26 protein-coding genes and 1 tRNA gene are annotated in these 24,692 nt (G+C 52.5%); 14 read left to right on the top strand and 13 right to left on the bottom strand.

The features are described from left to right. Positions 1-55 precede the first annotated feature (55 nt). The 8 genes from nadA to R5L00_RS04675 all read left to right on the top strand — a co-directional run bounded on the left by nadA (position 56) and on the right by R5L00_RS04675 (position 7,207). A complete protein-coding gene (nadA, locus tag R5L00_RS04710; RefSeq protein ID WP_317653584.1) occupies positions 56-1,156 on the top strand; it encodes a quinolinate synthase NadA in 1,101 nt (366 codons plus the stop codon). A gap of 113 nt (positions 1,157-1,269) precedes the next feature. Next, a complete protein-coding gene (locus R5L00_RS04705; RefSeq protein ID WP_317653583.1) occupies positions 1,270-2,022 on the top strand; it encodes an endonuclease/exonuclease/phosphatase family protein in 753 nt (250 codons plus the stop codon). After that, positions 2,019-3,074, top strand: a complete 1,056-nt coding sequence (locus R5L00_RS04700) for an L-threonylcarbamoyladenylate synthase (RefSeq protein ID WP_317653582.1) — start codon at positions 2,019-2,021, stop codon at positions 3,072-3,074. Before R5L00_RS04705 ends, R5L00_RS04700 begins: the two co-directional genes overlap by 4 nt. Before the next feature lie 34 nt (positions 3,075-3,108). Next, entirely contained in the window at positions 3,109-3,882 is a 774-nt protein-coding gene (locus R5L00_RS04695) for an HAD family hydrolase (RefSeq protein ID WP_317653580.1), read from the top strand. A gap of 248 nt (positions 3,883-4,130) precedes the next feature. Continuing rightward, positions 4,131-4,580 carry a phosphate-starvation-inducible protein PsiE gene (locus tag R5L00_RS04690; RefSeq protein WP_107693829.1) on the top strand — a complete coding sequence of 150 codons (450 nt, stop codon included), beginning with the start codon at positions 4,131-4,133 and terminating at the stop codon, positions 4,578-4,580. A gap of 18 nt (positions 4,581-4,598) precedes the next feature. Next, positions 4,599-5,099 (top strand): 5-(carboxyamino)imidazole ribonucleotide mutase, encoded by a 501-nt coding sequence (gene purE / locus R5L00_RS04685; RefSeq protein ID WP_107693830.1) that lies wholly within the window; start codon positions 4,599-4,601, stop codon positions 5,097-5,099. After that, positions 5,096-6,289 carry a 5-(carboxyamino)imidazole ribonucleotide synthase gene (locus tag R5L00_RS04680; RefSeq protein WP_317653578.1) on the top strand — a complete coding sequence of 398 codons (1,194 nt, stop codon included), beginning with the start codon at positions 5,096-5,098 and terminating at the stop codon, positions 6,287-6,289. Before purE ends, R5L00_RS04680 begins: the two co-directional genes overlap by 4 nt. Before the next feature lie 27 nt (positions 6,290-6,316). Next, positions 6,317-7,207: a phosphoribosylaminoimidazolesuccinocarboxamide synthase gene (locus R5L00_RS04675; protein ID WP_107693832.1), complete on the top strand. Its 891-nt coding sequence runs from the start codon at positions 6,317-6,319 to the stop codon at positions 7,205-7,207. A gap of 65 nt (positions 7,208-7,272) precedes the next feature. Here R5L00_RS04675 and R5L00_RS04670 read toward each other — a convergent pair whose 3' ends face one another. Beyond that, positions 7,273-7,911: a peroxiredoxin gene (locus tag R5L00_RS04670; RefSeq protein WP_317653577.1), complete on the bottom strand. Its 639-nt coding sequence runs from the start codon at positions 7,909-7,911 to the stop codon at positions 7,273-7,275. A 134-nt stretch (positions 7,912-8,045) separates the two neighbouring features. Then, positions 8,046-9,536 carry a membrane-bound lytic murein transglycosylase MltF gene (gene mltF, locus R5L00_RS04665; RefSeq protein ID WP_107693834.1) on the bottom strand — a complete coding sequence of 497 codons (1,491 nt, stop codon included), beginning with the start codon at positions 9,534-9,536 and terminating at the stop codon, positions 8,046-8,048. Between the two features lie 72 nt (positions 9,537-9,608). Here mltF and R5L00_RS04660 point away from each other — a divergent pair. From R5L00_RS04660 to R5L00_RS04645, 4 genes are all read left to right on the top strand, one after another. Then, positions 9,609-9,701, top strand: a tRNA-Ser gene (locus tag R5L00_RS04660). A 665-nt stretch (positions 9,702-10,366) separates the two neighbouring features. Then, positions 10,367-11,722, top strand: a complete 1,356-nt coding sequence (locus tag R5L00_RS04655) for a hypothetical protein (protein ID WP_317653576.1) — start codon at positions 10,367-10,369, stop codon at positions 11,720-11,722. A 166-nt stretch (positions 11,723-11,888) separates the two neighbouring features. Beyond that, on the top strand, positions 11,889-12,980 hold the full coding sequence (locus tag R5L00_RS04650; protein ID WP_317653575.1) for a hypothetical protein: 1,092 nt from the start codon (positions 11,889-11,891) through the stop codon (positions 12,978-12,980). Positions 12,981-13,145: 165 nt separating this feature from the next. Further along, entirely contained in the window at positions 13,146-13,904 is a 759-nt protein-coding gene (locus tag R5L00_RS04645; protein WP_317653574.1) for a hypothetical protein, read from the top strand. Positions 13,905-13,926: 22 nt separating this feature from the next. On the opposite strand, the gene R5L00_RS04640 is transcribed toward R5L00_RS04645, so the two are convergent. Both R5L00_RS04640 and R5L00_RS04635 read right to left on the bottom strand, forming a co-directional pair. Continuing rightward, positions 13,927-14,358 carry a type II TA system antitoxin MqsA family protein gene (locus tag R5L00_RS04640; RefSeq protein ID WP_317653573.1) on the bottom strand — a complete coding sequence of 144 codons (432 nt, stop codon included), beginning with the start codon at positions 14,356-14,358 and terminating at the stop codon, positions 13,927-13,929. 40 nt (positions 14,359-14,398) lie between these two features. Continuing rightward, on the bottom strand, positions 14,399-15,178 hold the full coding sequence (locus tag R5L00_RS04635) for a hypothetical protein (protein WP_317653572.1): 780 nt from the start codon (positions 15,176-15,178) through the stop codon (positions 14,399-14,401). Between the two features lie 200 nt (positions 15,179-15,378). Here R5L00_RS04635 and R5L00_RS04630 point away from each other — a divergent pair, with 200 nt between their 5' ends. Beyond that, positions 15,379-15,528: an HU family DNA-binding protein gene (locus tag R5L00_RS04630; protein ID WP_411555590.1), complete on the top strand. Its 150-nt coding sequence runs from the start codon at positions 15,379-15,381 to the stop codon at positions 15,526-15,528. Between the two features lie 30 nt (positions 15,529-15,558). Here R5L00_RS04630 and R5L00_RS04625 read toward each other — a convergent pair whose 3' ends face one another. The 8 genes from R5L00_RS04625 to R5L00_RS04595 form a co-directional block, all read right to left on the bottom strand. Then, positions 15,559-16,269: an SOS response-associated peptidase gene (locus R5L00_RS04625; protein WP_317653571.1), complete on the bottom strand. Its 711-nt coding sequence runs from the start codon at positions 16,267-16,269 to the stop codon at positions 15,559-15,561. Further along, positions 16,253-16,516, bottom strand: coding sequence for a thermonuclease family protein (locus R5L00_RS04620; protein ID WP_317653570.1), 264 nt, complete (start codon positions 16,514-16,516; stop codon positions 16,253-16,255). The genes R5L00_RS04625 and R5L00_RS04620 overlap by 17 nt, the downstream gene beginning before the upstream one ends. Beyond that, positions 16,480-16,749, bottom strand: a complete 270-nt coding sequence (locus tag R5L00_RS04615; RefSeq protein ID WP_317654223.1) for a thermonuclease family protein — start codon at positions 16,747-16,749, stop codon at positions 16,480-16,482. Before R5L00_RS04615 ends, R5L00_RS04620 begins: the two co-directional genes overlap by 37 nt. A gap of 515 nt (positions 16,750-17,264) precedes the next feature. After that, complete coding sequence (locus R5L00_RS04610) at positions 17,265-18,320, bottom strand: exonuclease domain-containing protein (protein WP_317653569.1); 1,056 nt, start codon at positions 18,318-18,320, stop codon at positions 17,265-17,267. 1,230 nt (positions 18,321-19,550) lie between these two features. Further along, on the bottom strand, positions 19,551-19,811 hold the full coding sequence (locus tag R5L00_RS04605) for a hypothetical protein (protein ID WP_317653568.1): 261 nt from the start codon (positions 19,809-19,811) through the stop codon (positions 19,551-19,553). 314 nt (positions 19,812-20,125) lie between these two features. Beyond that, positions 20,126-21,223, bottom strand: coding sequence for an AAA family ATPase (locus tag R5L00_RS04600; RefSeq protein ID WP_317653567.1), 1,098 nt, complete (start codon positions 21,221-21,223; stop codon positions 20,126-20,128). Positions 21,224-21,801: 578 nt separating this feature from the next. Then, positions 21,802-22,002 (bottom strand): helix-turn-helix transcriptional regulator, encoded by a 201-nt coding sequence (locus R5L00_RS15815; RefSeq protein WP_411555589.1) that lies wholly within the window; start codon positions 22,000-22,002, stop codon positions 21,802-21,804. Positions 22,003-22,358: 356 nt separating this feature from the next. Next, positions 22,359-23,543, bottom strand: a complete 1,185-nt coding sequence (locus tag R5L00_RS04595; RefSeq protein ID WP_317653566.1) for a tyrosine-type recombinase/integrase — start codon at positions 23,541-23,543, stop codon at positions 22,359-22,361. A 433-nt stretch (positions 23,544-23,976) separates the two neighbouring features. Here R5L00_RS04595 and R5L00_RS15810 point away from each other — a divergent pair, with 433 nt between their 5' ends. Then, complete coding sequence (locus R5L00_RS15810) at positions 23,977-24,111, top strand: SOS response-associated peptidase family protein (protein ID WP_375136127.1); 135 nt, start codon at positions 23,977-23,979, stop codon at positions 24,109-24,111. 75 nt (positions 24,112-24,186) lie between these two features. Here the strand turns inward: R5L00_RS15810 and R5L00_RS04590 are convergent, their stop codons facing one another. After that, entirely contained in the window at positions 24,187-24,522 is a 336-nt protein-coding gene (locus R5L00_RS04590) for a DUF2007 domain-containing protein (protein ID WP_317653565.1), read from the bottom strand. Positions 24,523-24,692 lie beyond the last annotated feature (170 nt).

Genomic DNA, 24,692 nt, shown 5'->3' with positions numbered 1-24,692 from the left:
TTTTTGTCTCATACTGTGTTTTTACTTGTGTTGATAGACGAAAACAGGAGTAGTCATGCCAGCAGAAGCCATCGCGTTTGAACGTTTTGACAACCTGAAGGATGATGACTGCGAGCAGCGCATCGCAGCGGCCAAAGCGGCGCTAGGCAGGCGCGCTGTGATACTCGCGCACCATTATCAGCGCGCGGATGTTTATAAACACGCCGATCTGACCGGGGATTCCCTTAAGCTCTCGCGCCTGGCGGCCGAAACCGACGCGGATTATCTGGTATTCTGCGGCGTGCATTTCATGGCCGAGGTGGCGGATATCCTCTCGAAGCCGGAACAGATCGCCATACTGCCCGACCTTTCTGCCGGGTGCTCGATGGCTGATATGGCGAATCTCGCCAAGGTGGAACGGGCCTGGCGCGAACTCGCGGAGGTTCTCGATCCCGACGAGGCGGTCATCCCTGTCACCTACATTAATTCGGCCGCCGACCTGAAAGCCTTCTGTGGCGAACATGGCGGCATCGTTTGCACATCCAGCAATGCTGCCAAGATATTGCAGTGGTCGTTTTCCCGGCGTGAGAAGGTATTGTTTTTCCCGGATCAGCATCTGGGACGCTGGAGCGGACATAACCTGGGAATCCCCCTGGATGAAATGCTGGTGTGGGATTTTGATGAGCCAATGGGGGGGCTCACGCCGGAACAAATCAGGAAGGCCAAGATACTTTTATGGAAGGGCCATTGCTCCGTGCATCAGATGTTCCAACCGCAGCACATACTGCGCTTTCGCAACCAATATCCTGAGGGAAAAGTCATTTCCCATCCAGAATGCAGCTTTGAGGTGTGCAAAAATTCCGACTATGTGGGCTCGACGGAGTACATCATCAAGACCATTCGTGAAGCGGAGAAGGGAACGCGCTGGCTGGTCGGCACCGAGTTGAATCTGGTCAGCCGCATCGCCGAGGAGTTCAAGCCCGACGGGAAAATAGTGCAGTTCATGGCATCGACAATATGCATGTGCTCGACCATGGCCCGCATCGATCCCCAGCACCTGGCGTGGGCGCTTGAGAACCTGGTGGCGGGCAAGGTAGTGAATCAGATCAAAGTTCCGGCAGCCGAGGCGGAGCTGGCAAAGCTGGCCCTGGAGCGGATGCTTGAGGTGTCGTTGTGAAGAGACCGCGCAGCATTTCCCCTTTATGGGGAGGGAGCAGAAATCTCAGATATAACGGCGCGATGTCGATCACCTTCCGACCCGGGTTTATCCGTTAAGCCGGCTGGTCATCGATGGTCAACAAGCTGCATATCGCCACATACAATATTCACAAGGGCTTTTCCCATTTCAATCGGCGGGTAATGGTTCATCAACTGCGCGATAGCTTGCGCACGCTTAATGCCGACATTATCTTTCTGCAGGAAGTAATGGGTGAGCACAAGGGGCATTCAGAGCGGTTTCACAACTGGCCCTGCGACCCTCAATATGAGTTTCTGGCCCATTCGATGTGGCCGGAATTCGCATATGGAAAAAATGCGGTCTACGATGAGGGACACCATGGCAATGCGATTCTCAGCCGTTATCCCATCGTTCGCTGGGACAACCGGGATGTTTCCGCGCATCGTTTCGAAAGCCGCGGCATGCTGCATTGCGAGATCAGCCTGCCCGGCTGGACCGAGAATTTGCATTGCATATGCGTCCACCTCGGATTGTTCAGGCGCGGGCAATCGCGGCAATTGCAGATACTGGAACAGCATATCGAGCGCCTGGTGCCGCCAAAGGCGCCCCTGGTTATCGCGGGAGACTTCAACGATTGGCGCGAACTTGCCAGCCGTGTACTGGTTGAGCGGCTTGAACTGTCGGAAGCCTTCGAGCTCACCGAGGGGAGAGTGGCGCGAAGTTTTCCATCCGCGCTACCGCTATTCCGGCTCGATCGCATCTATGTGCGCGGATTTCACGTGGAAGAGGCGCAGGTGCATCAAGGCCGCCCATGGTCGAAAATTTCCGATCATGCGGTTCTGACAGCAAGGATGGTTCGCCGATGATTGCTGCGGAATCATATAGCCTGCAGGATGAAATAATAGCAGCTGCAACCGTGCTGAGAGAAGGGGGCGTTGTGGCATTTCCCACGGAAACGGTCTATGGGTTAGGCGCCGAAATATCCAACTCCTCTGCCGTGCGCCGGGTATTTGAAATCAAAAAACGGCCTGCGGATCATCCCCTCATTGTCCATTTCGCCGATGCATCCCGCCTGAACCATTGGGCACGGGAGGTGCCGGAACAGGCATTGCGCCTGGCCGAGCTTCTTTGGCCTGGGCCGCTGACATTGATACTGCCGCGCAGCCGCCATGTGCCGGCAAACGTGACGGGGGGCCAGGATACGGTTGGATTGAGGGTTCCTGATCACCCCGTTGCGCTGGCCCTGCTGCACGAACTAGGCCCAGAGCGCGCCGTTGCCGCACCGTCGGCCAACCGGTTTGGGCGCATCAGCCCCACCACGGCGGCCCACGTAAAGGCGGAACTGGGAGACGCTGTTGACATGATTCTCGATGGCGGCCCGTGTAGAATCGGCCTGGAAAGCACAATAGTCGGGTTTGAGGGTAAGTCTCCTGTCATTCTGCGGCCCGGCACTATCCCAATGGAAGAGTTGGCGGAAATACTGGGTGAAACCCTGGTCCTGCCGCCACCTATGGCGCGGACAGTACGCGTACCAGGTGCGCTGGCTTCGCATTACGCACCCGCCACCCCATTGGAACTCTGGCGCTCCGAGTTATTATGGCAGCGTGCCCTTGAACTGGAAGCGGACGGATGGCGCGTGGCAGTCGTGACGTGGTCTCCGAAAAACTGGAGCCAGCGCGGGGGCGCGAAAAATAAAAACGTGGTTCATTTTTCCATGCCAGCGGAGCCGGTCAGTTATGGGCGCCAGCTGTATGCGAGCTTGCGGCAGTTGGATAGTGAACGATTGGACCGCTTGCTGGTGGAAATTCCCCCTGCGGGTTCAGCCTGGGCAGCCATTGCGGACCGCTTGCGGCGCGCCAGCGGGACCCCAAGCGAAGAACTTCAGTCGGGTGCCGGGATCGCCCTCCAGGCGCGATAGCCACGTAGATACACATCGAAAACGAGACTCTGTTATGAAGAAAGATGAAAAAAGCGCCGTTGGTGCAGTATTGTTTGACGTTGATGGGACCCTTGCGGATACCGAGCGCGATGGACATCGTCCCGCTTTTAATGCCGCGTTCCGGGAACTCGGTCTCGATTGGGAATGGGGTGTAGAACTTTATGGTGAATTGCTCGCGATTACCGGCGGAAAAGAGCGCATCCGCCATTTCATCGACAAACACGCCCCCGCTGAATTGGCCAGGAGCGGGCTCGATGATTGGATTGCCCGGTTGCACAAGGTTAAAACAAGGCATTACGTAGAGGCGCTGGAACGCGGTGGAATCCCGTTACGTCCAGGTGTCGCCCGCCTGATACGACAATTGCGCGAAGCAAATATAAAAATAGCGATTGCGACCACGACGACGCCGGAAAATGTCACCGGGCTGTTGAAGTCCACCTTGGGGGAAGACTCTCCCGGCTGGTTCGATGTTATCGGCGCGGGTGATATTGTTCCCGGAAAGAAGCCTGAACCGGACATTTATCACTGGGTCCTTGACCGTTTGGGGCTGCCGCCTGAACAGTGTCTGGCTATAGAAGATTCGGAAAACGGATTACGTGCGGCGCTCGCCGCCGGACTCGACACCGTGGTCACGGTCAGCGATTACACCCGTTTCCAGGATTTCACCGGAGCGCGCGTGGTTTTATCGGATCTCGGTGAGCCAGCGCAACCATTCACGGTGCTAAGGGGGGATCAGCCGAATCGCGGTTGGGCGGATGTCGAACTTCTGATGAAGTTGAAGACTTAAGCGGAAACCGCTGAGTTCAAGTCCGCTCTGCGGACCCGGACTCTCTGGCAGGTTTTTCAACCTGAAGCGTTACCAAACACCTGATCTTAACTGACGAGAGATTTGAATTGTCGCACTCGAATTGTCACAGTGTCATATGGAAGAGGTAGTATTAGCGTCACCTAGCCAACTTCGTGTTACGGTCGCGTGAAGCTGGTTTCAGGTTCGGCCCAATTACAATTTCTGACTACTCCTCATAAGAAAAATCCATGCTGCATCCCCGCGCCGCCAATTATTCACGTCGAGCCTTGTATTACTTTGAAAGCGCCGGGCTCATCGTTATCGCCGTTGCCACAATATACGCGGGCTATCAGGAAACGATGCTGATGATCAGCAATGACCGGGTTACCTTGGCCGATCTGCTGCTGATGTTTCTCTATCTGGAAATTCTGACAATGGTGGGCCTGTATTTCGAGTCCGGAAAACTCCCGGTGCGGTTTCCCCTTTATATCGCCATGGTGGCCATGGCGCGCTACGTGATTGTGGACATCAAGGAGATGGACAATACCCGCCTATTGGGCGTATCGGCCTCGATTGTGCTCGTCGCGGTGGCGGTGCTCGTCATCCGCTACGGTCACGTGCGTTACCCCTATTTGGAAGACCTGGAGGATCTGGAAGCGGCCTCCAAGGATGGCAAACTTCGCGATTCTGACCATTAAGACTGGAAGATTACAAAGATGAGCAATCCCCTGGTAGGCGTCGTGATGGGTAGCAATAGTGACTGGGAGGTGATGAAGCACGCCGTTAGCGTCCTGAAGGATTTTGACGTGCCTTATGAGGCCGAGGTCGTTTCGGCCCATCGGACCCCGGACCGCATGTTCGAATACGCGGAAACCGCAGCCAGGCGGGGGCTCAAATGCATTATCGCCGGGGCGGGCGGAGCCGCGCATCTGCCGGGAATGATTGCCGCCAAAACCACGCTGCCGGTCTTGGGAGTGCCGGTTACCTCCAGGCAGCTTCAAGGTCTCGACTCCCTCCTTTCAATCGTTCAAATGCCCAAGGGCGTTCCCGTTGCCACTTTTGCCATCGGCGAGGCGGGCGCAGCCAACGCTGCGCTGTTTGCCGTCGCGCTGCTGGCGGTCGAAGACACAAGGCTTTCCACGCTTCTTGCCAGGTTTCGCGAAACTCAAAAGGCAATCGTTGCGGAAATGACCCTGCCCCCGCTGCCCCCGTCATGAGCATCAGGCCGGGAGCAATGCTGGGGCTTCTCGGCGGAGGGCAGCTCGGCCGCATGTTTACCATGGCGGCGCAAAGCATGGGCTACCGCGTGACCGTGCTGGACCCGTCTGATGTCGGCCCGGCGAGCAGCGTAGCCGAACGGCATTTGCACGCGGATTACCTCGACCATGAAGCATTACGCAAGCTCGGGTCCGGTTGCGCGGCCATTACCACTGAATTCGAGAACGTGCCGGCTGAATCGCTTAAAAAATTAGCTCAGCACTGTGTGGTGAGCCCCGGGGCCAACAGTGTCGCGATTGCCCAAAATCGCATTCTGGAAAAAAACTTTCTGGCGACGAATGGCTTCGCGGTCGCGCCCTACGCCGTCATTGAGAATGCGCAGAGTTCGGAAGGCTCATCCTATTCACCCGGCTCATCCGGCTCAGTGTGGGGAGTGTCACACCTGCATTCGGGGCGGCTGGAGGATTTGTTTCCAGGACTCCTGAAAGTGAGCCGGCTGGGATACGACGGTAAGGGCCAAGTAAGAGTAACCAGCGCATCCGAGCTTGATGCCGCGTTTACCTCCCTTAACCGGGAACCATGCGTGCTGGAGCGGCTATTGCCGCTGGAATGTGAAGTCTCGGTTATTGTGGCGCGTGGATTCGACGGCGCAGCCGTCACATTTCCTGTCTCCGAGAACCGCCACCGCAACGGGATACTCGATGTCAGCATTGTTCCGGCCGGGTTAGCGCCCGCCGTGATTCAGCATGCGCGTGGCACCGCCATGAGCATCGCCGAGAAGCTGGATTATCATGGCGTGCTATGCGTGGAGTTTTTTGTGCTCGCTGGTGATCAGCTGGTGGTGAATGAAATCGCCCCGCGCCCGCATAACAGCGGACACTACACCGTTGACGCCTGCGTCACCTCGCAGTTCGAACAGCAGGTGCGGGTGCTTTGCGGCATGCCGCTCGGCAGCACCGCCATGCATGGGGCGGCCGTGATGGTGAATCTGTTGGGTGATCTTTGGCAGAGGGGAGAACCCGAGTGGGAACGCGTCCTAAGGTTTTCCAATGTGAAATTGCATCTGTACGGGAAGTATGAAGCACGACCCGGACGAAAGATGGGGCACTACACCGTTCTGGATGAAACGGCTGAAGCAGCGTTGTCGCTTGCACTGGAAATCAAGCAATCGCTCGATGAGCGCCCTTAGATGGGCACGGATATAAGTTAAAAAATCGTGAGCACGGAAACCGCACTGTTTGAAACCAACATACGAAGCCTGCCGCTTCTGCACCGAGGCAAGGTACGTGACATTTATGGGGTGGACGAGGACAAGCTCCTGATCATCCAGACGGACCGGCTTTCCGCGTTCGACGTGGTCCTGCCGACACCCGTCCCCGGGAAGGGCAGGCTGCTGACCGCTTTATCCGATTTCTGGTTTGAGAAACTTGCGCATATCATTCCCAACCATCTTACCGGTATCCCGCCCGAAGTGGTGGTCGCGGACGGCGAACGCGAGCAGGTGGCGGAGCGGGCGTTTGTAGTGAAGCGCCTGAAGTCCTTGGCAATAGAAGCGATCGTGCGCGGGTATGTTGTCGGGTCCGGTTGGAAGGATTACACAAGGACGGGGATGATTTGCGGAATTCCGCTCCCGGGGGGATTACAGGAAGCCGCGAAAATACCGGGGGGCGCGATTTTCACCCCATCGACCAAGGCGGCACGCGGCGCACATGATGAGAACATCCCATTTGCCCGGGCCGAGCAATTGCTGGGCAAGGAACTTGCTGCGCAGGTGCGCGACAAAGCGGTCGCACTCTATACAGAGGCGGCAGACTACGCACTCGCCAAAGGCATCATCATCGCGGATACCAAATTCGAATTCGGTCAGGACGAAGCGGGAAGGCTTTATCTCATAGATGAAGCGCTCACGCCCGACTCATCCCGCTTCTGGCCTGCCGACCAGTATGCGCCCGGGAGCAACCCGCCCAGCTATGACAAGCAGTTCGTGCGTGACTGGCTGGAAACACAGGATTGGAACAAGAGTGCGCCGGCCCCCGCGCTGCCGCCGGAGGTGCTCGCCAAAACCGCGGAAAAATACGAGGAAGCCCTGCGGCGCCTTGTGTTGTAGTTCATATAAAAAAAAGCGCCCGAAACCCGGCGCTTTAGCAGTCAAGTCTCAAGACATGCCCTATCTCATTTATTCGGCTGCGGCGTGATACGCAGATAGGGACGCGGCGCTTTGTAACCCTTCGGGAATTTTTGCTTGATCACCGCTTCGTCCTGGATGGTGAGCGGGATGATGACGTCATCGCCATCTTTCCAATTGGCCGGGGTTGCGACTGAGCAGTTATCAGTCAGTTGTAGCGCATCGATAACGCGCAGAACCTCGTCGAAATTGCGCCCAGTGCTCATGGGATAGGTGATGATGAGGCGCACCTTCTTTTTCGGGTCAATGATGAAGAGCGAACGCACTGTCATCGTTTCGGACTGGTTTGGATGAATCATGTCGTAGAGGGCGGCGACTTTTTTATCCACATCCGCAACGATCGGAAAAGCCACGCTGCAACCTTGTGTTTCCTCGATATCCTTGATCCATCCCGCATGCTTCTCCACCGGATCAACCGATAATCCGATCGCTTTGACGTTACGCTTCTCCAATTCGGATTTGAGCTTGGCAGTCATGCCCAGTTCTGTGGTGCAAACAGGCGTGTAATCGGCGGGATGCGAAAACAACACCGCCCATGAGTCGCCTATCCAGTCATGAAACTTGATCTTGCCGATTGAAGAATCTTGCTCGAAATCAGGTGCAGTATCGCCTAAGCGTAAAGTCATGACATCCTCCCAAATTTTATTGGTGAAAAGTGGTTAGGTTAGGGTTTAACCATCTCAATATAGCCCGACTACGGCAACGACTCAACCATTATTATGCGCAGCATGAACGAGGAACACGAGTGGAGAGCTAATTTTCACCGCGCCGGCTCAGGCGCCGTTTCAGGGGAAATGAAATTCAATATTGTCGCAATCGGGCTCTTCGTCTCGCTTGGACCGGGATCATGACCAGCCAGCAAACCCCATGTATGCGCACCCTCGTATTTCTGCAGGATAGCATAGTAGGTGCGGACGGATTCCGTCAAAATCACCGCTTCTCCGCCGCGCGCAAACCCATGCTTCAGGGTGGAGAAATGCTTGCTGTGGCTCAATAATGGCAGGGTTTTTTTGAGGTCCAGCCACGAGTCCGGGTTCAGGTTAAGGCGCTGAGCGAGAATACGCGCATCCTCCAGATGTCCGGAGCCCTGGTTATAGGCGGCGAGCGCCATCCAGGTACGGTCTGGCTCGGTAATGCGTGGCGGCAGCCGATCTTTCAGCACCCGGAGGTAACGCGCCCCGGCAAGTATATTCTGCCGCACATCGAGGCGATCGGTGACGTTCATCCGGTCCGCGGTTGTTTCCGTCAACATCATGATGCCGCGCACATTCGCGGGCGAGACCGCCATCGGATTCCAGTGCGATTCCTGATAGGCCAGCGCAGCAATCAGACGCCAGTCGATTCCGCTTAATTCCTCGGCATCGTGAAAATAGCCGCGTAAATCCGGCAGCAGAGTACGGCGTTTCGCCAAAATGCCGCTCACGTCGGTTTGTTCCAGACGCTGAACATGACCATAGTACCGGTCGAGCAGGCGCATCAATGTGCCGTCCCGCTCGATGCGGTTAAAAAACTCGCGCGCCTTGTCCAGCAGAGCAGGGTCTGCATAGGACGAAAAAGCCCATGCCCTGCCGGTGGGTTCGCCGAGATCAAATGCCACATCCAGGTTGGGATAAAAATTCTTGGCCAGATTGATCTGAGTCGAATCCGCTACCGCGTAGTCGATTTTTCCCTCGGCCAGTTTCGCAAGCAAGTCTTCGGGAGTAATGTCCACCTCAGTCCATTTCAGCCTGGGTACTTGCAGTTTGGTTCTGTTCAACGCTTCCGCATGGTTCGTTCCGCTTGCGATCTCTATCGTTCTGCCGGCCAACTGCTGAATACTTTTTGGCCGCCGGTAATCCGTGTTGTAGACCACTTGAGGCTGTATTGTTTGATAGGCTGGCCCGAAATGCACGCGCTGCGAGTGCTTGGCGCTGATGTTCAACCCGGCGGCGAAGTGTGCCCGCTGCTTTTCCAGAGGCAAAATAGTCTGGTCCAGCTTTGGTACCAACTTAAACCTTGCTTTTAAGCCCAAATCTCGTGCAAATTCAGAAGCAAGATCGAATTCCAGCCCGGCATAGTTGCCTTCGGCATTTTCATAATAAGTGTCGGGACTGTTAACGGTGAGGACTATCAGCTCATCAGTCTGGCCCAACGGCAACACCGGTTTTTCGAACGAATCACAGGCGGTGAGCAAGAGGCCGCAGGCGATGACGGTAGTAAGCAACCGGAGAAACATGCGCATTGTAGAGAGACAAGCATAATCGGGAAACATTCTGACAACTGTCTCGAACGAGTGCGAGAAAAAGCGGGGATAAACTGGTAAAATTGCGGTCGCAGACACAACGGAGAGGTACCGAAGTGGCCATAACGGCGCTGACTCGAAATCAGATGGTCAGGGTAACCTGGCACGTGGGTTCGAATCCCACCCTCTCCGCCAGTTTATATCAGTAATCCAATGATTATTTAAGATAATAATAATAATATGAGTTTTGGTTCTTACCGGGGTTCTTACCGCTTTCAGTTCGCTGGGCGGGCTGTCAACATGAAATACTATGAAATCAACTTGCGGTAGTGCGACGTTCACAGGCTTTTGAAATCCCCCTCGCCGCAGACACATCTAAGTGCACCAATCATAAACCCGGATCGCCCCACCCCGCCACCCCCTCATTACCGCCGTATGTGCCCCTCATCCCACGCTTCCAAAAATTTTTACATTTCGCATTTCTGGTAGTTTCAAGCGCACATCAACTTGGGTATTAGAGCGAGGCGCTATGTTCATGGTCGCACCGCCCCTGCTGTTTTCCCGCTGATCTGCTCCAATAAGATAATGACAGAGCGAAGGGTATTAGCAGGATCAGCCAACGTGTACCAAAGTCCAATTGGTTTGCTCAGCTATACGAGCTAGAATCGTGACTGGGCAGCTATTGGCTAAATGGTCCATGTTTCCTAGGTAAATGGGCAGGCACAAAGAAACTGCTGGTAGCCTGCAATCTGTACCCGTCGGTCTGGGTAAAGGGAACAATCCGTAAAGCAGAAGACGTCAACGTTTGCTAAATCCGAAATGGCCGCTGAGGGGCCTACTAGTTGGCACATCTGACTGACATGGAAGAACTGCTGGCAACGATACAGAGCCAGCCAATTCGGGACTACATGCGCGAGGCAATGAACTGCTACATGGCATCCGCTTATCGCGGCTGCATAGTTCTCAGCTACATCGCGCTTTTCGATGATTTACTTTCTAAGCTCGGTGAACTCAGCAAGATTAACGCTCCTGCTAAGACTATTTTCGACACGGCTCGGCAGAAGAGAGAAGATCAGGATGTATATGAAGCCTTTCTAATCGACCAGCTCGGCTCCAAAAACCTGCTTACCGGTTTGGATACGTCATTCCTTAATACACTGAGAACGCTTCGAAACAAGTCTGCCCATCCTTCGGGCCATCAACCGTCTGCGGAGGAAGCAAGATTTATATTTCGTGAGACGGTTAGCCGTTTCTTGTCGCGCCCAATACTTTCCACGACTCAACTAGTTGATGAAATCGTTATTCGGCTGAACAATTCCAATTTCTTCCCTAGCGTAATAAATGCTGAGATCAAAGGGGTCGTAGGCGAGGAGATCTCGACTTTGCATGAAAAGGCACTCCCAGTTCTCGTCACCAAATTGGCAGCTTCAGTTACCGCTTCAGACCCCACAGTAGTTGAAAACTCAACAGCGTTTCTGATTGGCCTAGCACTTCTGGATAACGATGATATCAACACTGAGCTACAGAAGAAGATCCTTGCTGCGAAATCAGATGACCTAAGGTTCTCATCATGTATCCTCCAATTGCTTTCGGCAAACGGTAAGCTTTTTCTAGGGTTGCAACCTGTTCCCGCTAGGAGAATTAGTGGAGCTATTTCAAAGCAGATAGATGAAGTAAAAAACACTGTCCCGGAAACTAGATTATCTCACCCGGCAATGACAATTATCTCGATCGCAAAGCACCTGGATGACGCTTCCTTACTCAACCATTTTAAGTTCGAACTGGAAAAACTCTTCCAGAAGAAGCCGTATTCACCTTATCTTATCGATACCTTGACAAACCGCCCAGATGTAGTCGCGCTGTATTATCCCATCATTCTTGCAAATGCAGGCTCCGCCAACTTCCACACTGCCAATATCTTCTCAAGTTCAGTTGAGCGAATAGAGTCCCAACTAGCGGCACTTTGCTCTGACGAGCAGGCTTTTCAATTGTTTGTAGCAGTTCTTGAGGCAGCTAACTACGGGGCCTATGAATCGAAAGCGCTAAGGGACTCAAATTTTGCAGGAGTTCCGAAGCTAAAAACAAAGGTTGTCGCATACCTGTTAGCCAATGAGCATGCCGCAATAGCCTATTTGGGCGTGAAGCTAGGCGTGATCGAGACAAGTACTTCGTTCGTGTCGACGTACCTTAGCGATGACGGTCCAGCGTCGGAATGAAGGTTACCGCTATAAGCTAACCTTGGCGCCTTCGGTCATCTCCTCTCCCTAGTTGGACAGCTGACAATCATCTGCCTTCAAGCAGCAACCGTAGAGACTGGTATTTACGCTACAGCTATGATGAGAAACGATAGCAGACGTTCTGGAATTTAAAAAAAAGAGACCAATGGCGAGAGTAGTAATAATTGGAGCGGGTGCATCAATTGATGCTTCCGACTCAAGACTTCCGGGCGCTACCAATTTCTTTCGCTGCATTCGAAATCATGCTGAACTCAGCTACGAACTCAAATCGAAAGACATGCGGGACACTTTAACGTCTCTACTACCTCTATCACTGGACAGCCCTGCTTCTCTCAAGGCTCTTGACAAGGTCAACGTCGAAGATATTTTCACTCTCGCCAGCCTCAAAGCCGAGATGGACTTGGATGACAAGCACCTCTCACGTTTGACAGAGTTGATCAGAAAAACGATTGTTACATGTTCCAAAGGGGTGAAAAAAGGCGGGCATTACTCACCGTTCGTTGAGCATATGCTCGATAACAGAACGAGCTTTATTTCCTTTAACTGGGACATCCTGCTAGATGAAGCGCTTCCAGACTACCGAGCGCCAGGAGATGAGTACGGGCCAAATCCTGCTAGTGACCTGCACTCTGAATATCGCCGGATATGTACGGCAGATGCGTCACAGGAAAGCTTTTTTGGTGACCGGCCACCCCCGCAGCAAGATTCTTTCGTAGCTAAACCCGCTTACCTAAAGCTGCACGGTTCTATTGATGCGGTTGTCTGCAAGAACCAGCATTGCAAGAATTATTTGCTGCCTTTTAGGGTTCCTTATTGTGGTAGCAGCCTTTATTGTCAAGATTGCTATGAAAAGGTGGCTCCGTTCCTAGTGCCCCCGGTCCAAAACAAACCGATCAGGCAATTTCATCACATCCGCCGCACCTGGATGCTAGCAAGCAAGTTGATACAACAGGCGGAGGAAGTAATTGTGCGGGGATATAGCCTTCCGCCTACCGATCACTGGAGCCGTTGGCTTTTGGGTCATATCTGGGGCCAGGAAGCGCGCTGTCGCAAGCTCGTGATCATCAATCCCGAGGCTGCTTTCTTAAGCCCTAAGAAGAAAATTAAAGTCCCTAACATGGGCTTTGTCGAGAGATTTCACCCTTGGAGAAATCTTTCGACACCCCAGATCAAGGTTGAGGCATATGAGTTTTACGACCTCTATGTTAAACGCGAGGCGATCGGGCAGGTCGATTGACGCATTTTAGCTGGACACTCTGTTGCCCTAAGTTGGAATGGCCTTTTAGAATCGATTTGCAACCCTCCCGATACAAAAGAGGCTTCTACCAGTCAAATCACATTGCCGAGTACGGGGATGTATCTCGATTATCGCAAATACTTCCTATAACAAAGTTGAGCCCTTATGAGCTACCGCGACCTCACAGTTGGTGCATACGCCAAATTTCAGGACCTAATTGCCTGCGAGACTACACCTCCACCCGTGCCTTTTCTAGAACAAGCGCACCGGGAGCACCCACACGACCTCAGGTATGACTGGCAGGAACGTGACTTCCGGCGAGAACTTATCAATTCATTTAATGAGTACGCAGTATATGTGTGGAGACTTACCCTGTGGGAAAAGGTATTGCGCGACTACGGAGATGAGGAGGTTATTGAACTTCGAATGGAGTTCACTTCGCTCCCTTTCGAATACTGTCTTTCCGCGCCGTACAAGTTTAAGTCTCGCGTAATCTTCTGCGCAACTCAACTCTGCTACACGCAAGCCTTAGCCGATAAACTTGTTCTGGCAGCGAGTCTTCATCCCGACGAGAAGATCGATATTAATTCTCTAGAGGGAGCTGCTAAGCATTGGCTTTCAGGGCCAAGGCTCGTGAAAGCATTGCGCGATGTCGATGCTCCGCAATACCGCAGCGCCACTGGCAACTATAGGAATAAATCGCAGCACCGTCATCCGCAGCGCCTAGATCATGGTCTTACTGCAAGCGCCGTCAGAACTTTTTCTCCTACTGGCTCCGTTAACTATGTGTTGTGTCAATCAGCGCCTTTGGCGGCTCGTGAAGTATTGCCCGTACTGGCAACGGAAGCAGATTTTATGAAAACGGCGTTCCTTAGCTATTGCCACTTAGTTGAGGAGCAAACTGCCATCAAGAACGAGACCTAGTCATTCAACTTTTTTTATGAACTTAGCCCATTCGGCTTGCTCCCCTGATCTCTTCCATCAGTTCCGGATGGTTGTCGAGCACCCTGAATAGCTGTATCAACGAAAGGGGTGGCACTGACTGGCCCGTTTCATAACGTGAAAATGCGTTAGGACCAAGGCCGAATAAGCGATTTGCTTCCCTCTGTTTCAGGCCCAGCTTTTCGCGCACGTGCGCAATAAATTCTCGATCTGACAACTCGGCGTTGACCTTTTTTATGAATGCGCCTATCTCGTCCGATACCCGTTCCCCCTCTTTCCCTTCCTCGCCGGGTCCTGCGTCTAGTTCCGATGCTCCGCAATGACCGCACCAGTCGGCATACACATCCTTGATGATGTTGACCCGGCCCTTGTAGGTTTGCTTTATGTCCCGGACGTCAGGCTTCAGTTCGTCTGCCCCGCACGATGCGCATATCATGATTTTTCGATCCGTATCTATCTAGTGTGGTGTGCCCCTATTACACAGAAGGTGCACTAGTGATTGGCATCGGATCAGGTTGCGTTCCATCGCATTGCTCCGCATGCTGAATGGTGTACTCCAGCAACTCAATGACTTGCTGGGGCCTTTCACGGGAAACCAAGTTGTAGATAGCCATCATATAGAAGATTCCAAGGACTACCGCGAAGTCCCAAATGAAAAAAAGGAGTGGGTTGCTGCTATCCTCCTTAGAAAATATTGCTACAGCAGATATGAATAGGGCTAATAGGGCCACCAGTGCTTGAAATAGCCCAACCTTTCGCAAGTCGCCTGTAAGTATTGCAAGGCGGTCATCGCGGGACGACCAACGACGCCGGTACTTAAGCAGGCCATAAGCCAGGGTTGCTTTGTTGAACCTCAATAACTCTGTAGTGAATTTCGCGTCGCGCTGCGGATCGTTCACAGGATGAGACAAATAGGGAAAAAACTGTTTGTGGTGCCATACGATGTAAAAGAGGGCAAGGATAAATATCGTCAAAGAAACGCAGAGGATAACTAGGAAAAGCCGCTCGACATTAAGCAGCTCATTATGAAGTTCCGAGGGTGTCATCCCAAGGTGCTGCCACCGTGCAGGCAGCAATATAGACGAGAATATGAGGGGCGAGAACACGCCGAGCGGGGACCATATTAGCGCAGGTTCCACCTTCGGTGCGAACTTCAGGTGGCTAATACCGGGTAGGGTCATCTCTTTCAACAGACTGAACAACTCATCGAGCTTTTCAGTTTCGAGCATCAGGATGTTTTCTTTGTCTTGAATCACTGTATTTTTTCCTCGTTAATCGGTTCAAAATTTTGCAACCGATTTTAATGGAAGAGTTTGCTAAAAATTGCCATTCCTGCTTATCAGGAAGGCTCAGGAGGGGGTTTTTTATCTCCTACACAAGCATTGCATCGCCGCAGACCATGCGGTGAACTAGTAGAAATTATTTTCAATACGCCAAAAAAAGAGATTCGCTGAGGTTGCCTAGCTTGAGAACGCTCGAAGTACGCGAACACTGTGCAGATACCGGACGAAATCCTAAGATAGGTGAGGAATTGGAGATTGCCGCATCAAGGGTTAAAGCGTTTGAACCAATTTCCGCGCTGAAGGCTGTCGCCAACGGAGCGTAAAGTAAGGGCGCTCGGCAAAAGGATCCCGATTCAAGCGCTCTCGCTTATGGGTACTAGCAAATGCTTGCCGTTGTTGTTCGGATCGACCCGGTTTACTGCCCGGTCCACCTTCCACCAAACGAATTCTTCAGTCGGGATTGATCTCGTCTGCGCAATATGGGCGGCTTGCTCGACCGGTGTCTCAGGATCAAGCCAGCGCAACGCGTCCTCGGGTTCCAGCACCACGGGTCTGCGGTCATGTATGTCCACCATGCCGCCTTCACAGTCCTCAGTGACAATTACGAAACCGACCTCAACCTTCTGCTGCTGCGCATCAGGCTCATTCAGTCTGTAATTGGAGAGCCCCGCCATGAAGATTGACTGATTTGTTCGCCTTGTGATGTACCAGGGCTGCTTCTTCCCATTCTCGAGCGTCCATTCATACCATCCACCCGCCGGAATGATCACTCGTCCTTCCCTGAACATGTGACGGAAGTACCTGCCGGTTAAGGCTTTCTCTACCCGTGCATTAATCCAAGGCTTTCTCTTCGCAGCGGCTTCATCTGGCGTACGATAGCCCCAGTTCATACCGGCAAACACAAACTCGCCACCGTGGAGCATGATCATCCATGGACGTTGGCCCGGAGCGACATTATAGACAGTGGTGTTGTCGCTCAGCGTTTTGAGGCGCTCGCTGATATGCGCGCCTAGCGCGTCAGCGTAATAGCGTGGTGTCTCGGATTGCTCAAATCTGCCGCACATTGCCGTTTTTTCGCCACTCCCAAGGTGGAGTAGGTGAGGAATCTGCCCATAGTCCTCGCTTTTCTACTTTCACCCCATGCTCCAAAACATATAGATCATGGTCCTTTGCATAGCGCCGATACACCCAGGCCATCCCGCGATTCACCTGTTCCGCATTGGCATCAACGCCGTCACATTTAACTCGGGCAACAATTCGCTGGTACCGGTCCTTTACTCGCGGGGAGACTTCGCCTCCTTGCCGAAACATAGGTCTGATAGGGACTGCTTCGACTTAGTGCCGAATGCCTGGTGTTTCTCGGGTGCGTCAATCTCGGCTAGGCGGATTTTGTGTTGCCGCTTTGATGCGGTCAGAACCGTCAAGGTGTCCCCATCTGCTATGCCTACGACTTTTCCACTGAACGTTGCAGCTTGTGCAAACGGGAGATAGAAGACCAGTACAGCAGTCGCTGCAAATCTAACGGTTCTGTCAAAATCCTGCATTGGTGAGTAACTATCCCCCAAGAACTTGAATGGCCTCAATGACTGAGGCTGGTAATAGAACTTCTATAATACTGCTGCGTTCAATAACCGTCTTGCACTTTTGAGGGGGCTCAGCCGAGCATTTTTTGGGGAGAGGCTCCCAAATTTTTCCGTGCGTGACGTTCTCACAGGAAGGACAATAAGATTCCCAACCTTTCACTACTTTCGCAATGCGGTAATCGCAGAGTGTAAGTAAATTGACGACTAAGTCCACTTGCTTTTCCAAATGAAAAGGATCCCAATGCTTTGGGGTGATTCCACCTCGGACGAGATCGATGAGATGATAGGTTCGAGTAAACCTCAACTCACCTGTCATGCGGTCTTTAAGGGATGTCGTGAAGTATTCAATACGATAATCGTTGTCGGGAGAATCTAGAACGGTTTTATATTCCAGGTTCTCCAGTAGATGGCGAATCGTATGTCTTTGAGGCGGGCTGGTTAGCATAACGGCACTATGAAATAAAACGAGACTGGGCTCAGCTCTCAAGCCCCGCGATGTGAAGGAAGTCACCTTCCTTTAAAATGCGGATTTTCTGGCCCTTAGATATCAGCTTTTCGGCTTTTCTATGTTTGCTGCTCTTGTCGTTTCCAGCAAGTTTGTCGATATCCTGGTCACCTACTACAAGCAGAGTTGTTGTCTTTCTTACGTCCCCTGCAACGGTGCAACCTGACTCAGCGGCAAGCACTGCTGCTTCCCGTCGTGTTACAACCAGCGCTCCGGTAAACACGATCTCGTGTCCAAATAACACACCCTCCGGATTCCCTTCCCTTGCTATTGGTTCATTGGCTTCAGGGTTAATAGGCTGGCGTGCTCTTATTATCCACTCCTCAAGACCCAACCCTGTTGCCCGGAATGCCTGAAGAAGGACTTCCCCGGCAGCTCGGGCATCCTCAAGGGCGTTGTGTGCATTAAAAACTATTCCTAGCTCCCTGCATACGTTCGTCAGCCCATACCCTCGATGAGACCACTGACCCCACGCTCGTCGTACCACACGGGCAGTATCCAGCCATTGGCACGGGACTTCGGCAAGTTTGTGCCTCACCATTGCTTGATACAGAGCCGTGCGGTCAAAAGACGTATGGCTAACAACAACACGGTTTTCTATTCGTCGCAATATCTCGCTGGCTACTTGGGGGAACGTAGGCGCATCAACTACGTCGTATTCATCAATTCCGTGGACCTCAACATTAAACCAGTCGAAATAGTCCAATGGATTGATCAGCGACTCCCAAGTCTCAATAAGTTCTCCATCCTGGAAAGTAGCTATGCCTACCTGACAAATACTCGCGAGGTCAGCATTGGCTGTTTCAAAGTCGATCGCGACAAATCTTTGAGACATGAGCATCGGGGTAAAAATAGAAAAATATGAGCGGTATCCGATTTGTCCGCGTTTCCCCTCTCTCTGATAGCATTTACTCAGCTCTAAAACGTGTACCTTCGGATATTTCTTTCCGCGTCGAGAGGAACTAGCTAAGGACGTCCAATCGTACGCAACAGTAAAGGCCGATGCTATTGGACTAAAGTCCAGCATTTCACCCTACGTTTCTAGCGTCAAGGAAAGGGCTGATGGTTCGGCCGAGCGGATCGGTCTGAATACCGGCTCCGAGGCTTTATTGTTGCAGGGTGTTGATACAGCCGCGTACGTGAAGATTCTTGTCTCTATGCGGCTCATCGGTTATGCTTCTATAGGAGTGGGGAAGGGACTAATTCTCTCCGTTATCGCTGGCAGTGCCCGTCCTAGTGCCGGCGCCACTCCCCTCACCGTAGTTCTCGTAGGACGTCATCAGTGAGGTTTTTTTGCTCCCCCACGGTAAAGGTTCTTACTTATCCCTGAGCCTGCTATAGTTTCACCTGACTGCGCGAAGCGTTTCGGAAGTATGAGCGGAGGGCCGTTGGCGCCAACGGATTGCACCTGCTCGTCGCGCGGGTCATCCAGCGACTCATTTTCATTCTTCCCTCCACCATTCTCGTTGTCGCTCCATTGGAATAGCGTTCGGCAGCTACTCTAATCGGCTTACAACCACTACCTCTTCTGTGTATAGATCAAGCAATGCGGTAACAAGATCTAAGCTTTTGTCTTTACGTTCGTCGGCAATTGATTGCGACTTAAGAGCTCCATTATCCGGTCGTTACGTTCCACTATGATCTCGATTGCTCGTTCGGCCGCTTGTTGCATGCGCCAGTGAGTAGTCCGATGTCGCCCAAGCCGTTTTTGCTGAGCATCAATTGGATCGAGTTTTGCGGTTCTCAGGACTTTGTATGCTCGGCGCTGCCGCCTAGTTGCGGCTGATTCGCTTTGCGAGCGGTAGCGAGCGTCTGTGCAGCATCGACAGGCCAGCAACGTGCTCAAGTAGAGAATTCGACAACGTTTGCCGCACCGCGCACAGATAAAACGGTATTGTTGCATTGCGCCAACGCGGGCTTGCATTACCGCTACTCGATGCACCGATCCATCAAAGGGAATAAATACGCTAGAGCTCCCGGCCACCTTGCATTTTGGGAGCTGACCAATCGGGACCCGTGGCAGTTGGTCAAGGTAAGGCTTTGTAGATCGACGCCCGTAATGCCCGGAGAAGATGTTACCCCCCATAAGCTATTCCACGATTTTTTCGCATTAATTGGGCTTATTCAAGTTTGTCGAATCTTGCATTAGGTCAGCTTTTGCCCACCTGTAGGAAGGCTGGAGCTCGCCCCTTTCTATCGTTATTCCATTTTTTTTATAAATCCCTTCGGCTGTACTACCTATGTGCCTGGCCTGCGTTTAGTTAACCTGGTTGCCATATTGCTTTACCATCTCCAGTAGGAGGAGCGGGTCATAACGTGATTTTTCCACCATCAATTCGGCAACGGCAACATGACGTATCGCTACGGTGAGAATGACGTGGTTGGGATCACTATGCGTGTCTGTCAGAATGACTCTAGGGCTGTCAGGTGCAGCGGCCAGTTGCTTCAGGGCCTTGTGACGGCGGGCTTCCGTAGCAGCCCCAGTCCCTCCCGCCTCTGTTTCAAGAGCTTGTTGCATTGGCGATTCACTAGGAAATGCAACATGCAACATGCTCGAAACCCGCATGGTTGCTAGGTTTACATTTTTTCCCAACAAGTGCTTGTTGCATGCGTCCGGTGGGTGGATAAGAGCAATTGGATCCGTATCTTTCACATCGGTACAGTCTTCAGTCGTTGGCTTATGAATCCTCAACTTGTTCCGTGCTATTTGTAGCAGCGAAGAGGGATCGACAGCAGCCCGGGGGGTTTCTGTCCCGGCTAGTTGATGAGCTTGATGCTTACTAACACTACGAGGCAGTTCAACAGGCGATGTCGGGTCTGGGCTACTATATTTCATCTCGCTTTACCCCGATTCTGATACTGGTTAGCCCCCTTCCCGCTATTTGTTTTCTCCAGCTTTCCTTCCTCTTCGGCCTTGCGGCAAGCCCTGCACACAGTGGAGCGACTGATTTGCAATTCGTCCGCAATTTCGGCTTGAGTTAATCCATCCCTAGCGAGCTCAATAATTCGTTCGGAGGTTGTTTCCTCAACGAGACGATAGGCCCAAGACGCCAGGCCATCAGGGTCTGTAGTAAGCATGGCTTCGATAGGTGAAACCTCATCGCCGAGCAAGTGTCGAGCCTTCTCAAAATGAACCTCGAAACACGCCCCGTTTGCCGGGTCGTAGTCAGGGGGTCGACGCAGCGATATAACGACATCTAGCAGGTCCTCACGTTTTGATGTGCCTCTTTGCTGACCACCCTTACCAGCGTGATGAATAAAAAGTACAGACCGGCCGAGCTGGCGCTGAAACAATGCCCACTCTGCGACTGGCGTCCAAGATTCAGCATCATTTTCCCTTCCGCTCCCGCGCACTAGGCAGCTCAAGTTATCAACGATGATAAGCTCGGCTCCCGATTTCTCGATGGCAGCATTCACCTCTTCCTGCCCGGCGTGTGTAGAAAGGTCAGGCATAATCCCCGTTTGCAGATCAGGCGTCACTAGGGAAAGAAAGCCTTCCTCCGGCTGCCTTTCGTTGGAGGCAGCGATTGCGGCCAATCTTGCCTGCAAGGCACCCGCAGGCATCTCACCGTCCAGGACCAATACGCGGCGCGGCTTCTCCGCGCTCCAATTCAGGAATGTTCCACCACTCGCCACTGCATATGCCACTCCCAGGCTCACGTGGGTTTTACCAACCCCTCGCCACCCATAGATCATATTAAGGCTTTGTGTCATCAGCCACGGGCCGAGAATAGCCGAGCGCGGAGTAATTTTGAGCGCAATGAAGTCGTGTAGCCCGATGACTCGGAGAGGGTGCAGAATGCTGCTCGAAGGTCCCTCCGCTACATTTGAACGGGAGGGCAGCGGGTCGCCCATCTCCTTTGCGCTTCGCTTAGCAATGAGGCCGTCCAACACGCTGGCGCCACGCTGGATGCTCGCTTGCTCGTTCATGACCAAGTACTCAGCTGAATGGCTTCCTCGATTCGCGCTACAGCAGTCATCAAACGTGCTTGGTCCTCTTCGGACCGGGTTTCCCCTGCAAGTACTCTTCTGCCGGAGAGGGCTATGATAAGCGCCTCAAACGCTATACATCGTAAAACATCCTCGGCTGGAAATGGTCGACGCTCACGCTTACCAGACGTAATTTTTCGTTCAGGGAAAAGGTCATTGAACGTCAACCCTGCCGCTTCCAGTATTTCATGGACGGCACTGCCGCCGAAATCGTGGATAAGGACACGGCCATCGGAAAGCTCCCGAATGGACATGGAAGGACGTTTATCCTCACGGGTCGGGCATGATGCTATCCATCTTCCAGGACCCGTGCGTTTAACATTGCGAAGGCGGGGAAGCAAAGTATCAACGCTCATCGCCGATACCCCCATTTCCCTATCGATATGAGGGCCTGTTCGACAGAGGTATTGCTTACGGGACGAGCGCGCTGCTGAGATTTATCCTGTAAGCGACTGATGGCATGGATTGCAGAATTTGCCCGAGGATTATCCCCGGCAAGCGCGTCATAATGATCCATATCACACCTCCCGCCGCGCGGCGCGATGTGTGACCCATTCAACTACTTCGGATTCCAAAAGGACAGTTTTTCGTCCTAGCTTAATCCGCCGTAATTCGCCTTTAGCCATTAGGCTGTAAAGGGAGGTTCTGCCCAGGCTTGTGATTGAAGAAGCTTCAGGGATATCGATGAAACGCGGTCTGGCACCGACAATTGTTGGCATTTATAGCCTCCTGGTATATTGACATTACATTACCAACCGCATCAGCTGTAACTGATGCGAATTAGTGCCAGCACGCGGTATTCCATGTAATGAAACTATACCGTATCGGCTAAATACCACTCGATACGCTATTCTGCCGTCGTTCCTCGTCGATCAGGAGGATTTATTATGGCTGTTCTAATTCAGCTGTAGTCCTAAATTCTTGTTATTCTCATTCGTTCGCCGAATGAGTTGGTCGCGTGCTGGCGTGCCGCAACTCCAGTACGAACTGTAAATGGATATTCAGCGATTTTCAACCTTTTTTTCGATATGTGGGGACGAGGGGAGTTTAAAGGACTATTAGTAGTGGTTATTCCCTAGCAACGGACCCTATCAGCGGCTAAAAAAAGTCCCCATTCCACCATCAACTGCTTTCGACGCTCAAACAAATCGCTTCGCTGATAAGCAGCTTCCACATAGTTTTGGTTCACATGTGCCAACGCCAATTCTAGTACCGCGCTGGGGTATGAGGTTGCCTCTGCGCCCCAGTCCCGAAATGCTGAGCGAAAACCATGTACGGTCACGTCGGGTGCAACGCTATGAAGGGTTTTATTTAGAGCAACGTCTGATAACAGGCCGCCGCGAGATCCAGGAAAAACCCTCTCAGCATCATCCAACCTCCACGTCTGCATCAGTCTCAATATGGCCAACGCTTCATCGCACAACGGTACACGATGCTCGCACTCAGCCTTCATTCTCGAACCTGGTATCGTCCAGATTCCGGCATTCAGGTCCATCTCACGCCAAAGAGCGCCCCGTGTTTCACCCGATCTAGTGGCAGTTAACACGGTAAATCTTAGGCAATAGGCGGACAAAAAATCTTTTTCGCGTAAGACATCCATTATTCGAGGGACATCGGGGTAGGGGGCCGCAGCGTGGTGTACTCGCTTGGTCACTTTTCTTGCTGCCGGCAATACCTTGTCCAGGTTGCCTTTCCAACGTGCGGGATTACGCCGGTCAATTCCATCATGGACGGCCGCGTAGTCCAGTACAGCTTCAATACGTTGGCGCAAGCGTGTTGCTGTTTCGGTTTTGGTTGCCCAGAGTGGTAACAATATCGCCTTAACATCAAGAAGGGTTATATCGGCCGGTAATTTCGATCCGATGCTGGGGTAGGCATAATGCGCTAACGTATTTTCCCACTGCTGGGCATGCTTGGCGTTGCGCCAGCCAGCTCGCTTAATTTGGATCAACTCAAGGGCGCAGTCCCTGAACGTCTTTGCTGTGAGTTCGAATCTCTGTTTGAGTACAGATACCGGGTCTTTGCCATCGGCGAGTGCAGTGCGCATTTTCCCCGCCAAGTCCCTAGCCTGAGCGAGAGTACGGTCCTTTCTTGACCCAATACCGAGTTCGGTAACCTTGCCATTTTTCTTATAGCGGAACACCCAGCTACGGGCACCAGTTTCCTTCACCCGCAGGTACAAGTTGCCACCGTCAGCGTGGAACCCTGCCGGCAGAGTATCCACCTGGCGGGCAATCATTAGGCTTGTCGTTTTCGCCACACCCGTCCCCCTCGTTCTTACCCTTGTTCTTACCCAAAAACATGGATTATAGCAAACTTGAGTGAACGCGGGTGGACGGAAATGGGCGGTATAATTAAATGAGACAACGGGTTATAGAACAAATGTGGAAATTGACGAATGTAGGGTTGGGGGACACCCTCTCCGCCAACTCAACGTCCTAACTCTTCCTGTAACTAAAAGCCAATAAATACCTAGCTTCTATCCTTGTTTATCATTCAGGCTAGCGTGGTAACGTCCTGTTGAGTCCGGCCCCAACCGTGGTAATTTACGTGGTAGAAAATTTATCACGGTGGAAAGTTACCACGATGGCCACGAATCTATTATCCGCTGCCGAATGCAAGAACGCGAATAGCATGGCGCAAGTGTCCGCAAGCTCATCGATGGTAATGGCCTTATTCGTGAAGAAGAAACTATGGACAGCGCCCGAATTGAGAAGTCTCTGACTGGAAGGTGCTTCCGGCACATGCTCAGAGACGGCAGGGGAATAGTTCCCGGCAGGGGTTGGTCTGAATGGTCGGCTGAAAATGGAAAGAAACAGCCTCGGTAATCATGCATGCGAGGCCGCGGCTCAGCATACCAACATGAGCACAGGGCCGCACTCCGCTCACCGCCACGATGATCATTAAACCCTTCCTTCACGCGATGATGGCAGTTCAAGCCCGGCGCCGCACTGCCAGCAAACCTGAAAATTAAACGGGTTTTCCTCATGGCACGCGCGGCAGAATACTACTCGGGTCTCGACCGGGGTTTTTTCAAATTCGTTAACAATGGCTTGCCCCCGCTCAAAATCACTGTCCCGAATAACCCACACCTCTGGATAAGCGTGGGTAAACGGAATATCCCCCAGTCCCCCCTGGGCATGCTCATTAAATAGCTTCGCCGAGATACAATTGTGGTCGAGCAGATCGAGCATGATCTGCGCTTCCATAATGCTTGAGGCTGAACAAATTTTTTTCATTATTTCATAATACTGATAAAAGCCGCTCTTACAACCATTGATGTTGTTTCCTGAACCATTAACCTGGCGCTTCTCATGTTCGGTTTTGGTTGGCGCTGCTCCAAACGGCAGTCGGCAGCCGCGCATATCGCGCAGACCCGATCAATTCCGACAGACAGTTCGCGTGGTGG

The organism is Nitrosospira sp. Is2, assembly GCF_033095785.1.
Lineage (GTDB): Bacteria > Pseudomonadota > Gammaproteobacteria > Burkholderiales > Nitrosomonadaceae > Nitrosospira.
The sequence above is the reverse complement of the archived record's forward strand: the minus strand, read 5'-3'. Positions and strand labels throughout refer to the sequence as shown.

What these genes read in the sequence shown, in the direction of transcription:
- R5L00_RS04655 (WP_317653576.1), top strand. Translation starts at nt 10,367, where the DNA reads ATGGAAGAACTGCTGGCAACGATACAGAGCCAGCCAATTCGGGACTAC.
- nadA (WP_317653584.1), top strand. Translation starts at nt 56, where the DNA reads ATGCCAGCAGAAGCCATCGCGTTTGAACGTTTTGACAACCTGAAGGAT.
- purE (WP_107693830.1), top strand. Translation starts at nt 4,599, where the DNA reads ATGAGCAATCCCCTGGTAGGCGTCGTGATGGGTAGCAATAGTGACTGG.
- R5L00_RS04610 (WP_317653569.1), bottom strand. Translation starts at nt 18,320, where the DNA reads ATGCTGGACTTTAGTCCAATAGCATCGGCCTTTACTGTTGCGTACGAT.
- R5L00_RS04645 (WP_317653574.1), top strand. Translation starts at nt 13,146, where the DNA reads ATGAGCTACCGCGACCTCACAGTTGGTGCATACGCCAAATTTCAGGAC.
- R5L00_RS04670 (WP_317653577.1), bottom strand. Translation starts at nt 7,911, where the DNA reads ATGACTTTACGCTTAGGCGATACTGCACCTGATTTCGAGCAAGATTCT.
- R5L00_RS04700 (WP_317653582.1), top strand. Translation starts at nt 2,019, where the DNA reads ATGATTGCTGCGGAATCATATAGCCTGCAGGATGAAATAATAGCAGCT.
- R5L00_RS04705 (WP_317653583.1), top strand. Translation starts at nt 1,270, where the DNA reads ATGGTCAACAAGCTGCATATCGCCACATACAATATTCACAAGGGCTTT.
- R5L00_RS04590 (WP_317653565.1), bottom strand. Translation starts at nt 24,522, where the DNA reads ATGAAAAAAATTTGTTCAGCCTCAAGCATTATGGAAGCGCAGATCATG.
- R5L00_RS04680 (WP_317653578.1), top strand. Translation starts at nt 5,096, where the DNA reads ATGAGCATCAGGCCGGGAGCAATGCTGGGGCTTCTCGGCGGAGGGCAG.
- R5L00_RS04690 (WP_107693829.1), top strand. Translation starts at nt 4,131, where the DNA reads ATGCTGCATCCCCGCGCCGCCAATTATTCACGTCGAGCCTTGTATTAC.
- R5L00_RS15810 (WP_375136127.1), top strand. Translation starts at nt 23,977, where the DNA reads ATGGACAGCGCCCGAATTGAGAAGTCTCTGACTGGAAGGTGCTTCCGG.
- R5L00_RS04620 (WP_317653570.1), bottom strand. Translation starts at nt 16,516, where the DNA reads ATGTTTCGGCAAGGAGGCGAAGTCTCCCCGCGAGTAAAGGACCGGTAC.
- R5L00_RS04615 (WP_317654223.1), bottom strand. Translation starts at nt 16,749, where the DNA reads ATGCAGGATTTTGACAGAACCGTTAGATTTGCAGCGACTGCTGTACTG.
- R5L00_RS04625 (WP_317653571.1), bottom strand. Translation starts at nt 16,269, where the DNA reads ATGTGCGGCAGATTTGAGCAATCCGAGACACCACGCTATTACGCTGAC.
- R5L00_RS15815 (WP_411555589.1), bottom strand. Translation starts at nt 22,002, where the DNA reads ATGCCAACAATTGTCGGTGCCAGACCGCGTTTCATCGATATCCCTGAA.
- R5L00_RS04605 (WP_317653568.1), bottom strand. Translation starts at nt 19,811, where the DNA reads ATGCAACAAGCTCTTGAAACAGAGGCGGGAGGGACTGGGGCTGCTACG.
- R5L00_RS04640 (WP_317653573.1), bottom strand. Translation starts at nt 14,358, where the DNA reads ATGATATGCGCATCGTGCGGGGCAGACGAACTGAAGCCTGACGTCCGG.
- R5L00_RS04695 (WP_317653580.1), top strand. Translation starts at nt 3,109, where the DNA reads ATGAAGAAAGATGAAAAAAGCGCCGTTGGTGCAGTATTGTTTGACGTT.
- R5L00_RS04600 (WP_317653567.1), bottom strand. Translation starts at nt 21,223, where the DNA reads ATGAACGAGCAAGCGAGCATCCAGCGTGGCGCCAGCGTGTTGGACGGC.
- mltF (WP_107693834.1), bottom strand. Translation starts at nt 9,536, where the DNA reads ATGTTTCCCGATTATGCTTGTCTCTCTACAATGCGCATGTTTCTCCGG.
- R5L00_RS04650 (WP_317653575.1), top strand. Translation starts at nt 11,889, where the DNA reads ATGGCGAGAGTAGTAATAATTGGAGCGGGTGCATCAATTGATGCTTCC.